The following is a 14528-nucleotide window of genomic DNA, read 5'->3' on the forward strand; positions in this document are numbered from 1 at the left end:
CAGTCGCCGGAACACCCGACCGGCAGTGCCCGCAGACCTCCGTACCCCTCCGTACCTGACAGGTCTTCCCGGACTTGACCAGCTCTGGAAGCGCACCGGGACGGCCGAGACACCGCTGATTACTGTGCCGGAGTCGCACGCGATCGACGTGCGGTTTCGGGGGATCGAGCAAGCCACCCCTGTCAATCCACGGACAGTCACAGGGAGCAGAAGTGAACCGCACGAAGTTGTCGATGTTCGCCGTACTCGTCGTCACGGGCGCGACCGCGCTGACCGGCTGCAACAAGGACGGCGGTGCCGCGGGCGTCGGCAGCGACGGGAAGGCGATCTACAAGATCGGTTTCCAGGGCCCGCTCACGGGCGAGAGCTCCGCAATCGGTGTGAACATGGAGAACGGCGTCAAACTGGCCGTCAAGCAGGCCAACGCCCGCGGCGACCTGCCCTTCCACGTCGAGTACGCCGCATCCGACGATGCCGGCTCCCCGGACCAGTCCCCGGCCGCGGCGCAGAAGCTCATCGACGACGAGAGCGTCGTCGGCCTCGTCGGCCCCGCGTTCTCGGGCGCGGCCAAGGCCTCGGGCCGGCTGTACTCGGAGGCGAACCTCGTCTCCGTCTCCCACGCCAGCAACCCGAGCCTGCCCGAGCTGGGCTTCCGCTCCTTCGTGCGCTCCGTACCGAACGACAACGCCCAGGGCGGCGCGATGGTCACGTACTTCACCAAGAAGCTGCAGACCAAGAAGGTCTACGTCGTCGACGACAAGAGCGAGTACGGCGTCGGCCTGTCCAAGGTCGCCGAGAAGCAGCTCAAGGAAGCCGGTGTCGAGGTCGTCAAGGCCAGCGTTCCGGCGAAGACCCCCGACTACACCGCCGCCGCGACCGCCGTGAAGCACTCCGGCGCCGACGCGCTGATCTACAACGGGCTCTACGCGGACGCGGCGCCGTTCGCCAAGAAGCTCAAGGACGTGGGCTTCGACAAGCCGAAGATCGCCAGCGACGGGACGTACGACAAGAAGTTCACCGAGCTCGCCGGCGACGCGGCCGAGGGCTGGCTGCTGACCTGCCAGTGCCTGGACGCCAACGTCGACCCGGGCACCAAGCAGTTCGCCGAGGACTACAAGACGGAGTTCAAGGCCGCGCCCGGCCTGTACGCCGCCGAGTCCTACGACGCCACCAACCTCATCATCGAGCAGATCAAGTCGCTCGGCGGCGGCGACGGCGGCGACGTGCGGCGCGAAGCCGTCCTGGACAAGGTGAAGAAGGCCAACTACAAGGGCCTCACCCGGCAGTTCTCGTTCAAGGAGAACGGAGAGTTCGCCGGCAACGGCATCTACCTCAGCGAGGTCCAGGGCGGCCGGATCACCCTCAAGGGCAACGTCGACACACTGGTCAGCGCGGGCTGACGAGCGATGACACTCCTGGAATTCCGCGACTACCTGGTCCCGGGCCTCGCGCTCGGCGCGCTGTACTCCGTCATCGCCATCGGCTACACCCTGGTCTACGGCGTGCTCAAGCTGATCAACTTCGCGCACAGCGAGGTGTTCATGCTGGGCGGCTTCGGGGCGCTGATCGTGCTCACCGAGATCGCCCCCGGCCACCCCTCCGGGCTGGTTTCGGTCCTGCTCGTCCTCCTCGGTCTGGCCGTCTCCGGCCTGGTCGGGGCGGGCACGGCCTTCGGTCTGGAGAAGGTCGCCTACCGGCCGCTGCGCAAGCGCAACGCGCCCGCCCTGATCTTCCTGATCAGCGCCATCGGCGCCTCGTTCTTCCTCTACAACCTCGCGGGCAAGCTCTTCGGGCGCGACCCCAAGTCCATGCCCGCGCTCTTCGACAACGGTGTGCTCTTCCACGTCCTCGGAGCACCGGTCGACGTCATCAAGCTGCTGCTGATCGCCGCCGCGCTGGCGATGATCGTCGGGCTGGACCTGCTGGTGCGCCGCACCAAGCTGGGGTCCGCCATCCGGGCCGTCGCACAGGACCCCGAGGCCGCCGGCCTCATGGGCGTCGACATCGACAAGGTCGTCTCCCGTACGTTCGTGATCGGCGGCGCCCTCGGCGGAATCGCCGGTTTCCTCTTCGGGCTCAACAGCCAGGTGTCGTTCACCATGGGCTTCGTCCCCGGCATCACGGCCTTCGCCGCGGCCGTCCTCGGCGGCATCGGCAACATCCGCGGGGCCATGCTCGGCGGGATGCTCCTCGGCCTGGTCGAGACCTACAACGTTCCGCTGTTCGGGGAGGAATGGCGCTACGTCGCGGCCTTCGTGGTCCTGGTCGTGGTGCTGATGTTCCGCCCGACCGGCATCCTCGGCGCGAAGCTCGGGAGGATGGCATGAGCACCACGCTGCACGGCGCGAACGCGGTGGCCCCCGGGCGGGCTCCGGCCGCTGCCGCCGCGGGCCAACGGGCTCCGGCCGCTGCCGCCGCGGGCCGCCCCTCGGCCGAGGCCCTGGCGGCCCTGCGCCGGGTGCGCTGGTACCAGCGTCCGCGCTGGCGCAGGCTCGGCACCCTCACGGCGGTCGGCGTCCTGCTGGCCGTGATGACCGGGGAGCAGGGGTCCGGAGCGGACCTGCTGTTCTCCCTGCGTACGACCTTCACCGGAGCCGCGCTGTGGGGCTGGATCGCAGCGGCCGTCGCCCTCTGGGCGGTCGCCGAGTTCGGCGCCGCCCCGCGCGCGGCCGTGGCCTCCGGCGCCAAGGCCGCCGCCGCGCCGCTGACCAGGATCCGCCCCGCGCTGGAGCGCCGCCCCTGGCTGCGCGTGACGCTGGTCGTGGCCGGGCTCGCCGCGGCCGTGTTCCTGCCGCTGTTGTTCGACCGGTCCACGAACCAGGTACTCGTCGACTGGGTCGGCATCTACATCCTGCTCGCCCTCGGGCTCAACGTCGTCATCGGCTGGGCCGGCCTGCTCGACCTGGGCTTCGTGGCGTTCTTCGCGATCGGCGGCTACAGCACCGCCTTCTGGAGCGGACAACTGCCCGTCAAGCCGCCGTTCGAGCTGAACCCGTTCCTGTCCCTCCCCGTCGCGATGCTCACCTGCCTCCTCGCGGGCATCCTGCTCGGCGCCCCCACCCTGCGCCTGCGCGGCGATTACCTCGCCATCGTCACCCTCGGCTTCCACGAGATCATCTACCTGATCGCCAAGAACGCCGAATCGGTGACGGGCGGCTCCCTCGGAGTCTTCGGCATCCCGCACTTCTCCGTGGACCTCGGTCCCGTGCAGTACCGCTGGGGCCTGGACCCGCTGGACTACCTGTGGCTGCTCATCGGCCTGATCACGGCCTTGGTGCTGGCCTTCCGCACGTTGGTGCGCTCCAAGATCGGACGCACCTGGGAGGCCATCCGCGAGGACGAGGTGGCCGCGGCCGCGCACGGCGTGGACACGGTGAAGTACAAGCTGATGGCCTTCGCCATCGGTGCCTCCACCTCCGGAATCGCCGGCGCCGTCTACGCCAGCAAGGTCGGGTTCATCAACCCCGAGAACTTCCCGCTGCTGTACTCGGTGCTGGTCCTCGCCTACGTGATCTTCGGCGGGATGGGCTCCATCCCCGGCGTCCTGCTGGGGGCCGCACTGCTGGCCTATCTGCCGCACGGCCTGAAGGACGTGGTGGACCAGAAGGACCGGTTCATGTACCTGGGCGCCCTGCTGGTGGTCATGATGATCTACCGCCCGCAGGGACTCCTGCCCGCCAGGCGCCGCAGGCGCACCGTCCGCACGCGGGAGGAATCATGACGGCCACACTCGCAGAACGCACGACAGCGGCACCCCGCACCTCCGCTCCCGTCCTTCGGGTATCGGGCGTGACGCTGCGCTTCGGCGGTCTGGTCTCCCTCTCCGAGGTGGACCTCACGGTATGCCGGGGCGAGATCCACGCGGTGATCGGCCCCAACGGCGCGGGCAAGACCTCCCTGTTCAACTCGCTCACCGGCGCCTACACACCGCAGGAGGGGCGCGTACTCCTGCGCACCGACGCCGGTACGGAACACAGCCTGATCGGCCGCAAGCCCCACCACATCAACCGGCTCGGTGTGGCCCGCACCTTCCAGAACATCCGCCTCTTCTGCGCCCTGACCGCGCTGGAGAACGTCAAGGTCGCCGCGGAGAGCGGCACCCGCTCCGGACCGCTGAGCATCATGCTGGGCCTGCCCCGGGCGAAGGCGGAGGAACGCGCCGCCGAGGAGAAGGCCCAGCACCTGCTCGCACTGGTGGGCCTCGACGACCGGGCCGAGGAGCGGGCCGACTCCCTCTCCTACGGCGACCAGCGCCGCCTGGAGATCGCCAGGGCGTTGGCCACCGGCCCCCGGCTGCTCCTCCTGGACGAACCGGCGGCGGGCACCAACCCCACCGAGAAGCGGGAACTGGCCGCGCTGATCCGCCGTATCAACCATGAACTCGACATCAGCGTGCTGCTGATCGAGCACGACATGCCCCTGGTGACCTCGGTGGCCGACCGGGTGACCGTGCTCAACTTCGGCAAGGTCATCGCCTCCGGCTCGCCGTCCGCGGTACAGCGCGACCCGGGGGTCGTGGAGGCCTACCTCGGCGCCTCCGACACACACTCCCGGCAGGAGGAGCCCCGATGACCGTCGCGATACGACACCAGCAGCGGACCGCCGCCACCCCACCGGCCCGCGCGATCCTGGAACTCACCGATCTGCACGTGTCCTACGGTGCGATCAGCGCGCTGGGGGGCGTCGACCTGGTCGTGCGCGAGGGCGAGGTGGTCGCACTGCTCGGCGCCAACGGCGCCGGCAAGACGACCACGTTGCGCACCATCTCCGGCCTGCACAAACCCACTGCGGGAGCGGTGCGGTTCTGCGGGGAGCGCATCGACGGCATCCCCTCCCACTCGGTCGTGGGACTCGGCATCGGCCACTCGCCGGAGGGCCGCAGGGTCTTCGCCGACATGACCGTCCTGGAGAACCTCCACATGGGCGCCTACCGCTTCACACGGCTGCGGCAGGAGGACCTGGAGCGCGTGTTCGCCCTCTTCCCCCGCCTGGCCGAGCGGCGCACTCAGCAAGCCGGCACGCTCTCCGGCGGCGAGCAGCAGATGCTCGCCATGGGACGCGCCCTGATGGGCCGCCCCGAACTGCTGCTCCTCGACGAGCCCTCGATGGGCCTGGCACCGCTGGTCGTGGCCCAGATCTTCGAGATCGTCAAGGAGATCAACGCCCAGGGCACCACGGTGCTCCTGGTCGAACAGAACGCCGCCCAGGCCCTCAAGATCGCCGACCGCGGCTACGTCCTGGAGACGGGCCGGATCGCCCTGCACGCCCCGGCCCACGACCTCCTCGACGACCCCCGCATCCGCACCGCCTACCTCGGCGAGACCACCGCCTGACGCAGGCCGACCATGCGTCTTCTCCCTCGAACGGGATGACCGCTGCCCGGAAGCCCCGCTGAACAGCAGCGCGGGCAGCGGTCGCCGTCGGGGTGTCGGGGCCGTCGGCCGGACGGAGGTCGAATCCCGGCCACTGCCGGTCGCCCCGTATCGAGTCCGCTGCCCCGCTCCGTGCATCCTCCGCCGTGGCCTGCGCCGCGAAGACGGCATGCCGCTGCCCGCGAGTCCGTGATCGTCACCACGGGCCCCTACGCGCGCCGGCGCGGCGATCACCGTGACCAACTCCCGGTGGGAGCCTTCGGAGGCGTCACCTCCGCCGGTCGTGGACCGAATCGAACCCGACCGCGAAGCCCGCGTCGCGGGCCCGGCAGGCCATCGCGAGGCCGCGCGAATTCCCCACCCGAGCCCACCCTGTGGGGAAGGAAAGATTCCGGGACCGATTCGACTCCGACTTGATTCAGCCTGAAATAAGGGTTCTCCCAATTGAACTCACAGGAGGCAATCTCATTACTACGAGGAAGGCCAACCGCCTAGGAGACGGAGGGTCGCCGATCGGTAGGGAGTTTGGCTATGTCAAGGATCGTTATCGTGTCGGGGAGTCTGCGCCGGCACTCCGTGAACAGTGCTGCTCTCGCCACCATCCGCAGCATTATCGACCGGCGTGACGGTGAAATCCACACGTCGGAGATCAGGGTCGCCGATCTTCCCTACTACAACGAAGACCTGGACGTGGGTCCCGGGCCGGCCGCGGTAAGTGCCGCACGCGAGCTGCTCATCGCATCCGATGCCGCGATCATCAGTACACCGTCCTACAACGGCGCCATGACAGGGGCGTTGAAGAACGCCCTCGACTGGCTTTCCCGGCCGTGGAAGGCGAGTTCGCTCACCGGAAAGCCCGTCGGGCTCCTCACCGCTTCCCCCGGGAAGTACGGCGGCGTCGATGCGCAGCCCGACACGCGCAGGGTCCTCGAAAGGTGCGGCGCCGTACTGATCGACCATGCGCGGGTGGCCATCGGCAACGCCGAACTCCTGGTCGGCCGCGACGGGACCATCACCGAACCCTCGGTGGTGGCGGAGCTCGAAGGCCTCGTCGACGCCACGGTCGCCGCCGTACGCGGTCGCCACCGAGTCCCCGTCGCGGCCTAGACGGCAAGGCACCCTCGGACCCACCCACAGACATGCCCGCCGAGGCCAGGCGCTGGCCTCCAGCCGGGCAAAGCGATTCTCCACCAGCAGAAGGAGGTGATTTCCATGAAGAAGATCGTTCGTCGCGTCGTCCGGGGCGACATCTGATGATCCGGTCCCGCCCCTCGTATCGGGGAGGAGGTGATTTCCGTGAAGAAGGTCGTCCGCCGCGTGACCCGCAACAAGATCTGAGCCGTGCCCTACGGGGCCGCCGGATCATTCCCGGTATCGCGCAGTGGGGGAGGTGTCTTCCATGACCAAGCGCATCGTGCGTCGTATCACCCGCAACAAGATCTGAGTCCCCCGGACCGGATCTCACCCGATACCGCACCCGCAGAAGGAGGTGAATTTCCATGGAGAAGATCGTTCGCCGTGTCGTCCGTCACGACATCTGATGCGGAAGCTGCATCTCGGCTGAGGGGTAGACCCCTCGGGCACTTGTCTCCCGGGGAAAGCCGTCGGCTTTCCCCGGGGGCTGTCCCATTGAACCCATTTACCAACAGGGGGTATTCCCATGGCGAACCTGGAGCGCCTTACCCGCATCGTGAACAGTCCCGGCCGGGGCCTCCTGGGCGCCGATGCCCGTGGTGGTCTGCACTGGCTCGACCGCGATCTCAACGTGCTGAGTTCGTCCCGTTCCTCCGCCCCGTCGCAGGACCCCGCGGGCGACCCGGTCTATGCCGTCACCTTCGTCGACGACTGGATCATCACGCGCGACAAGACGGGCACGATCTCCCGCTGGCACGCCGACACCCTGCGGCTCTCCGACCGCCTCGACGCCGCCGCGACCGCCGACACCTCGTTGCTCCTCGAAGGCGAGCAGCCCGCCCCCACCATGCTCCGCGGCATCGGCGTCTGGGACGGCAAGCTCTACACGAACAACGGGTACTTCCAGCTGGTCGTCATCGACCTGGAGACCTTCACCATCGAGCGGATCACCGAGTGGCCGCACGGCTACGACATGCTCGAATGGTTCTGCACCGACGCCCCCGGGGTGCATGCCGTCTCCGACCGGTCCGGCCGCATCCACCTCGGCTCGCTGCCGGAGCTCTCGTTCCCGACGGTCGTCCAGGTCGACAGGTCCAACGTCCACCGGGTCGTCTACGACGCCCGGCACAACCGCCTCTGGGCTCTCGGCGACGCGGGCATCGGGGAGACCCACAACATCGCCAACGGCGTGATCACGGTCGGTCTCGACGGCACCATCGGCGAGCGCTTCGACTACGCGCGCAACGACGTCGAAGGCCTCGTCTTCTCGCCCGACTTCTCCTCCGTCTACACCGGCGGCTTCGACGGCGAGCTGCTGATCTTCGACAACACCGAACCCGAGCTCCGCGTGGCCAAGCGGGTCGGCGGCTTCAGCCACCAGATCATCGACATCACCGTCGACGAGTACGGCGACGTCTACACCCTCACCCAGGACGGCGAGGTGACCGCGCTGACGGCGGACGGCACCGTACGCGCCCGGCTCGGCTACGAGCGCCAGTGCGTGTGGGACCTCCAGCCCGTCCCGGGCGACGACCGCGCCCTGCTGGCCGCGACCGACGACGGCACGGCCCTGCTGCGCCTGGTCGAGCAGGTCTCGGGCCACCCGGCGCTCGTCCTGGCCGGACAGGAGTTCTCGGGCCTCGGCTTCACCCGCCGTCTCGTCACCCTCGACGACGGCTGGGCGGGAGTCTTCTGGCCGGGGACCGTGCGCCGCGTCTCCGGCGCGGGCCAGGTGGTGTGGGAGCGGCGGATGCCCGCCATCTCGCACACGCTCAGCCGCTCACCCGACGGCAGCCGGCTGCTCGTCGCCTGCAACGCCGGCGCGATCGAGCTCGACGCCGCGACCGGTGAGGAGCTGTCCCGGATCGACGACCTGCCCGCCAGCGCCTGGGCGGGCGCCTACCTGGACGACGGCAGCCGGCTCATCGCCACCCGCAACGGGGTGATGGCCGCCTACTCCGCCGAGGGCGAGCCCACCTGGACCACCGAACTCGGCAGCTACCCCAAGCGCCTCCTCGTCGACGGCGACCGGGTACGCGCCACCGGTGGCGGCGGCATCAAGGAGTTCGAGGTGGGCCAGCCCCAACTCGGGCAGCGCTTCACCGAGTTGCTCGACAACACCGGCGAGAACTGCGTCGTGGCCGACGGCATCCTCGTCGCGATCACATACGGCCTCCAGGTCGCGGCGTACGACCACGAATCCGGTGAACTGCTCGGGCTCCACGAGGATCTGCCCGACTTCCCCAAGGGCATCGCCCTGCTGCGCGGCCAGGACGGCACCACGTACGTCGTCATCGGCGGCCGCGGTGGATTCCTGCGGCTCTACCGGCTGGACCGCAGCCGCAAGGACAGCGTCCTGACCGCCGTGCGCGACCTGTGGCTGCCCACCTCCACCGGCGACTACCCGAACGCCGGCGCACGATGAGCTCTCCCGCGGCCACCACCACGCCCAAGGCCGGCCCCGCCTCCGACCCGGATGCGGTGGTCGAGCCCTCGCCCTTCCAGAACCCGCGGTTCACGGTGTTCGCCGCGGGAAACGCGATCAACAACATCGGCGAGGCGATGTACGCCACGGCCCTGCCGTTGCTCGCCTACCGGCTGACCGGCTCGCTCGCCATCATGACGCTGCTGGCCGCCGCGGTCCCCGTCGGCATGCTCCTCGCACCCTCCCTGGGCTGGGTGGCCGACCGCTGGGGGCCGCGGGCCCTGGTCGTACCGGGTCTGCTGCTGCAGGCCGCCGCGGCCCTGGTCATGAACCTCGTCCTGCACGCGGGCACGCCCACCCCGGCCTCGCTCTTCGTCTGCGCGCTGCTCGTCGCGATCGGCGGCGCCGCGTACCGGACGGGCTGGATGACCGGAGTGCCGGGGATGTTCCCCGACTGCCCGGTGCGCGCGCGGGGGACGCTGAACAGCCTCTTCTTCGCCGCGACCCTCGTCGGCCCCGTGGTCTTCTCCCTCTGCCTGCCCTTCATGGGCTACGAGGGTCTGCTGTGGCTCAACCTGGCCACCTTCTTCGCCCCGGTCGCGGTCTGGGCGATGGGCGTGCACCCGCCCCGCGTCCGGCCGGGCGGCCCGGGCGCGGGCCGCAACTGGAAGCTCTCCGAGGGCTGGAAGGCGATCGTCGCGGACCGCCGCGTCCGCGACATGCTCATCGTCCAGGTGGTGCTCGCCCTCACCTGCGGTGCGGGCTTCGAAGCCCTGGTCGTCTACTCGCTGGGCCACACCTGGCACCTCTCCGACCGCGCCGTGAGCGCCGTCATCACCGTGATGAACGCGTGCATGCTCGCCGGCAACCTGCTCGTCGCCCAGCGCAAGCGGATCCGCCCGTGGATCGCCCTGACGCTGGGCATGACGGCCTGCGGCCTGTCGCTGCTGCTGCTGGCCGTGCCGTGGTGGCCGGTGTTCCTCGCGGCGGTCGCGCTCGGCGCGCTCGGCGAGGGCGCCGTCCTGAGCACCGTCGTGATGATGCGCGTCAAGTACCTGCCCGGCCCGGTGCTGGGGCGCGCCTCGGGACTGATGTGGCTCATCACCGGCGGCGCCGCACTGCTCTCGCCCGCCGTCACCCCCACGCTGACCGAGGCCGTCGGAGCACGGGGGACCTTCCTCGTGCTGGGCCTGGGCGCATGCTCCGCCCTCTGGTACCTGAGGCGAGGCCGCAAGGACTGGGCCCGGCCGTCCGCGCCGGTCGCCTCCGAATCGAACGTCTAGGAGGAAACACCATGCAGGAAGTTGCCGAAGTATCCCGCAGGACGGCCCACGCCGGGCCCTTCCGGTCCCGTGCCACGGTGCGCTCCGAGGTGCGCGTCCCGATCGGCTCCGGGCCCGGCCCCCAGATCGACGCGCAGGTCATGACCTTCGACGGACTGGCCGACGGCAAGGAGCACCTGGCACTCCAACTCGGTGTCCGCCCGGCCGACGGCGTCCCCCTGGTCCGCCTCCACTCGGAGTGCCTGACCGGCGACGTCTTCGGATCGGCCCGGTGCGACTGCGGTCCGCAGCTGCACGAGGCCCTGCGGATGATCGACGGCGTCGGCGGCGTGCTGCTCTACCTGCGGCAGGAGGGCCGCGGCATCGGCCTCTACAACAAGCTCGACGCGTACCGGCTCCAGGACGACGGCCTGGACACGTACGAGGCCAACCGCGCCCTGGGCCTCGGCGACGACCTGCGGGACTACACGGCCGCCGCGCAGATGCTGCGGACACTGGGGATCACCGAGGTCGATCTGCTCACGAACAACCCCGACAAGTCCGGCCAGTTGACCCGGCACGGCATCGCCGTGCGCAGCACCGTGCGGACAGGGGTCTTCGCCAACCCCCACAACATCTCCTACCTCACGGCGAAGGCCGACAAGACGCTGCACACCATCAGTCTCAAGGAGAAGATCGCGTGATCAAGCACCAAGGCCCGATCAGCGGGGTGGCAACCTTCGGTGACCGCTACGTGGCCACCGCGGGCTACGACAACCAGGTCATCCTCTGGGACGCCGCCGGGCACACGCCCCTGGCCCGCGGCGTCCACGACCATCTGGTCAACCAGGTGGCGTTCAGCCCGGACGGCTCGCTGCTCGTCACCTCCTCCAGCGACTACACCGCACGTCTGTGGTCGGTCCCCGACCTGCGGCTGCGCGCGGTGCTCGGCGACCAGAAGGACGACGTGGAGATGTCCGTCTTCCACCCGGAACAGCAGCTGGTCGCCACGGCCTCCCGCGACCACACGGTCCGCGTGTACGACTTCTCCGGCGCCGTCGTCCGCCGCTTCGAGGGCCACACCGCCGATGTGATCTCCGTCGAGTGGCTGCCCGCCACCGGCGAGCTGATCTCCTCCAGCGACGACGGGACGATCAAGCGCTGGTCGCTCGCCACGGGTGAGATGACCGCCGACATCGACCTCGACGGCGTCGAGACGGACACCATCGCGATCACGCGCGCCGGCGTGGTGTTCGCGGGCAACGACGACGGCGCCATCATCCGCATCGAGAACGGCGAGACCGCGTACGTCCCGGCCCACGACGCCGGCATCAAGCGCCTCGTCCTCAACTCCGCGACCGGCGCCCTCGTCAGCCTCAGCTACGACCGCTCCCTGCGCGTCTGGGACACGGCCGAGGGGCTGCGCCCGCTGCACACCGCCGAGTTCCCCGCGGAGATCTGGGCCCGCTCCTGTGCGTTCCTCGACGACCACACGCTCGCCTTCGCCACCTTCGGCTCCACGTACGCGACGTACGACACCCTCTCCGCGACCTGGAACCTGGACCTGGTGGAGGGCACCCGGTGCGTGAACGCCGTCACCACCCTGCCGGACGGGCGCACCTACACCGTCGGGGACGCGGGCGTCGTCCGCGTCGACGGGGTCGAGGCGGGACGCCCGGACAGCCTGTGCAACTTCCTGGTCCCCGTGGGCGGCCGGGTCCTCACCGGCGGCCAGCTCGGCCGGGTCTTCGACGCCGACACCGGCGAGACCCTCCACCAGCACCGCTCCCCGCTGAACTGCGCGGCGGCCTTCGAGCGCGACGGCGTACCGCACGTGGTCGTCGGCGCCTACACCGGTGAGGGCCTCGTCTTCGCCGTACGGGCGGACGGGGTGGTCGAGCACGTGGCGACGCTCCCGCTGCTCGCCAACGCCGTGAAGGGCCTGGCCGTCTCCGGCGACACGATCTTCGCGGTGTGCGCGGACGCCTCGGCCAGCTGGTTCAGCGCGCAGACCCTCCAGGAGACCGCCCGCGTGGAGGAGGCGCACACCCGGATCGCCAACGGCTGCGCACCGCTGCCCGGCGGCCGGTTCGCCAGCGTCAGCCGGGACCTGGTCCTGCGCCTGTGGGACGGCGACGGTGCGACGGCCGTATCCACCCCGCACGACCACTCCATCAAGTGCGTCGCCGCCTCCGCCGACGGAGCCCTGGTGGCCACCGGCTCGTACGGGGGCACGGTCGCCGTCTACGACACGCGCACCGGAGCCTGGCCGTACGTCGGCAAGCCGACCACCGCGGGCATCTCCAGCCTCCACTACGCGCCGGAGGCGGACACCTTCCTCGCAGCCTCGTACGACGGCTCGGTGTACCCGGTCCCGGCGGCCCGGGAGGTGGGCGGCGTGTGACACCGCGGGTTGTTGGGCGAGTGCCGCCGCGCCGCTCCGCCGCGGCGCGGCGGCACTCTGGGTTCCCAGGGCGGTACGCGGCGGCAGCTGGTGGATGGGTGTCCATCATTCGACTGGCATATGCACACTTCTGGACGCACGGCGGCATGATCGGGCCGCCCCTCGGTGAAGCTCGTGGCGTACGGCAGCCGCCGCTGTCACCAAGGGAAAGGCAGCAAACGTCCATGTTGATCGTCCAGCTGGCCCTCGTCTCGGAGACTCAAACCAACCAGATCAGCCCCTCGCAGCTCACCCGGGTGGCCGCCGCCCTGCAGAAGCAGGCGACCCGCGATTTCGGTCCCATCTGGGACGTCAACGCAACCGTGGACGCCTTCGACAGACTCGAGGACGTTCCCGTCGGGTACTGGCCGCTGATCGTGGTCGACGACGTCCCCGACGCGGCCGGGTTCCACACGGATGAGAACGGACAGCCGTTCTCCCTGATCGAGTTCGGCGCGAGCTGGTCGCTGACGGCGAGCCACGAGATGCTGGAGATGTGCGCCGACCCGTTCGGGAGCCGTCTGGTGTCCGGCAAGTCTCCCCACCCGGACCAGGGCATGGTGGAGTTCCTGGTGGAAGTCGCCGACCCCTCGGAGGCCGAGGAGTTCGGCTACACCATCAACGGCATGCTCGTCTCGGACTTCTTCACGCCGAGGTTCTACGACCCGGTTCCCGTCGACGGTGCCCGCTACAGCTTCGGTGGTCACATCAAGAAGCCGAGGCAGGTGCTGCGCGGCGGGTACATCAGCTGGCGGGAGCCGGTGTCGGACGAGTGGTGGCAGCAGACCTGGTTCAGCGGGAAGGAACCGACGTTCCGCAGCCTGGGGCGCCTGACCGGCAGCGGCAGCCTCCGCGAGGCCATCGACTCCAAGACCAAGACGGTCAGCCGCCTCGCCGTGAGCGGTCCGGCCTCCAAGTCCTTCAGCGCCGCGAAGGCACTTACGGCGCGGGCCAAGGAATCCACCGGCGCCCGGGCCGAGGCGTGGCGCGTCCAGATCGAGAGCCTGAAGACCTCGAACCCCGCCGCAAAGGCCTGGAAGGGGAAGGGCAAAGGGAAGGGGAAGTGAGGGCGGCCGAAACCGCGCGCGGTCGTCGGCGGCTCCGTCAGGGAGGTCGTCGTGAGCGATGACGCCCAGGAGCGCAAGGACCGCGCGGACAAACTGCGTCAGAGGTTCCGTCGGCCCGAGCCCGGTTCGTCGGGTCCGGCCCCTGAGGACGAAGAGCCGCCGGAGGGGGAGAGCCTGAAGGAAGGCGTCGAGCGCCGCATGCGCGAACTGGATGAAGCCGACGGCGAGGAGCACCCACCGCCCCCGGACGACGACAGGTGACCGAACGGCGTTCCGGCACGGCAGGCCGCCGCCCACCACCCCCACGCAGTGCCCTCGCCGGCGGAAGCCCGGCCGGAGCGCGCAGGAGCGGCGCCGGGAGTGGCGCCGGTAGAGCCGGCGGGTAGTCGGCGGGATGTCGGCCTTCCGCCGGGGCTGTCGGTGATCCATCGGCGAAGTGTCGGTGGCCGCTGGAACCGTGGGTGCCGGGCTGCCCAGGAGGGACAGCCGCAGCCGCCTTCAACAGCGAGGGAGCCCGTCGCCATGTCGTCCATATCCTCCGCCCCGCCCTGGAACGTCCACCGGTTGCCCCGTGCCGATGGCCGGGTCTTCCTGGTCACCGGCGGCAACGCCGGCATCGGGTACTTCGTCGCCGAGCAGTTGTCGGCGACCGGAGCCACCGTCGTACTCGGCAGCCGGGACCCTGCCAAGGCCGAGGCCGCCACGGCCGCGATCCGCGCGCGTGTCCCCGGCGCGCGGGTGCGGGCCGTACGACTGGACCTCGCCGACCTCTCGTCGCTCGGAACCACGGTGGATTCACTGGAGGTGGAACGGCTCGACGCGGTC

At 70.0% G+C, this 14528-nt stretch carries 13 protein-coding genes; all 13 read left to right on the top strand.

The window, feature by feature from the left end; all coding sequences use genetic code 11:
* Positions 1-212 precede the first annotated feature (212 nt).
* Entirely contained in the window at positions 213-1400 is a 1188-nt protein-coding gene (locus ADK52_RS36375; RefSeq protein WP_234344398.1) for a branched-chain amino acid ABC transporter substrate-binding protein, read from the top strand.
* 6 nt (positions 1401-1406) lie between these two features.
* The gene (locus ADK52_RS36380; RefSeq protein WP_053694119.1) at positions 1407-2327 is read left to right on the top strand and encodes a branched-chain amino acid ABC transporter permease; all 921 of its coding nucleotides are present in this window, start codon (positions 1407-1409) and stop codon (positions 2325-2327) included.
* Positions 2324-3721, top strand: coding sequence for a branched-chain amino acid ABC transporter permease (locus ADK52_RS36385; RefSeq protein WP_078988871.1), 1398 nt, complete (start codon positions 2324-2326; stop codon positions 3719-3721). The genes ADK52_RS36380 and ADK52_RS36385 overlap by 4 nt, the downstream gene beginning before the upstream one ends.
* Positions 3718-4572, top strand: a complete 855-nt coding sequence (locus ADK52_RS36390; protein WP_053694120.1) for an ABC transporter ATP-binding protein — start codon at positions 3718-3720, stop codon at positions 4570-4572. The genes ADK52_RS36385 and ADK52_RS36390 overlap by 4 nt, the downstream gene beginning before the upstream one ends.
* Positions 4569-5333, top strand: a complete 765-nt coding sequence (locus ADK52_RS36395; protein ID WP_053694121.1) for an ABC transporter ATP-binding protein — start codon at positions 4569-4571, stop codon at positions 5331-5333. The genes ADK52_RS36390 and ADK52_RS36395 overlap by 4 nt, the downstream gene beginning before the upstream one ends.
* Positions 5334-5903: 570 nt before the next feature.
* Positions 5904-6479: an NADPH-dependent FMN reductase gene (locus tag ADK52_RS36400; protein ID WP_078988872.1), complete on the top strand. Its 576-nt coding sequence runs from the start codon at positions 5904-5906 to the stop codon at positions 6477-6479.
* 553 nt (positions 6480-7032) lie between these two features.
* Complete coding sequence (locus ADK52_RS44690; RefSeq protein ID WP_053694123.1) at positions 7033-8931, top strand: PQQ-binding-like beta-propeller repeat protein; 1899 nt, start codon at positions 7033-7035, stop codon at positions 8929-8931.
* Positions 8928-10214 (top strand): MFS transporter, encoded by a 1287-nt coding sequence (locus ADK52_RS36410; RefSeq protein ID WP_053694124.1) that lies wholly within the window; start codon positions 8928-8930, stop codon positions 10212-10214. Before ADK52_RS44690 ends, ADK52_RS36410 begins: the two co-directional genes overlap by 4 nt.
* Positions 10215-10225: 11 nt before the next feature.
* On the top strand, positions 10226-10897 hold the full coding sequence (locus tag ADK52_RS36415) for a GTP cyclohydrolase II (protein WP_053694125.1): 672 nt from the start codon (positions 10226-10228) through the stop codon (positions 10895-10897).
* The gene (locus ADK52_RS36420) at positions 10894-12597 is read left to right on the top strand and encodes a WD40 repeat domain-containing protein (RefSeq protein WP_053694126.1); all 1704 of its coding nucleotides are present in this window, start codon (positions 10894-10896) and stop codon (positions 12595-12597) included. The genes ADK52_RS36415 and ADK52_RS36420 overlap by 4 nt, the downstream gene beginning before the upstream one ends.
* Before the next feature lie 224 nt (positions 12598-12821).
* Positions 12822-13703 (top strand): hypothetical protein, encoded by an 882-nt coding sequence (locus ADK52_RS36425; protein ID WP_053694127.1) that lies wholly within the window; start codon positions 12822-12824, stop codon positions 13701-13703.
* Positions 13704-13754: 51 nt separating this feature from the next.
* Positions 13755-13964: a hypothetical protein gene (locus ADK52_RS36430; RefSeq protein ID WP_053694128.1), complete on the top strand. Its 210-nt coding sequence runs from the start codon at positions 13755-13757 to the stop codon at positions 13962-13964.
* 261 nt (positions 13965-14225) lie between these two features.
* A partial coding sequence (locus tag ADK52_RS36435; RefSeq protein ID WP_159046112.1) for an SDR family NAD(P)-dependent oxidoreductase occupies positions 14226-14528 on the top strand: 303 nt, incomplete at its 3' end.

This window comes from Streptomyces sp. WM6372 (assembly GCF_001279655.1).
Classification (GTDB): Bacteria; Actinomycetota; Actinomycetes; order Streptomycetales; family Streptomycetaceae; genus Streptomyces.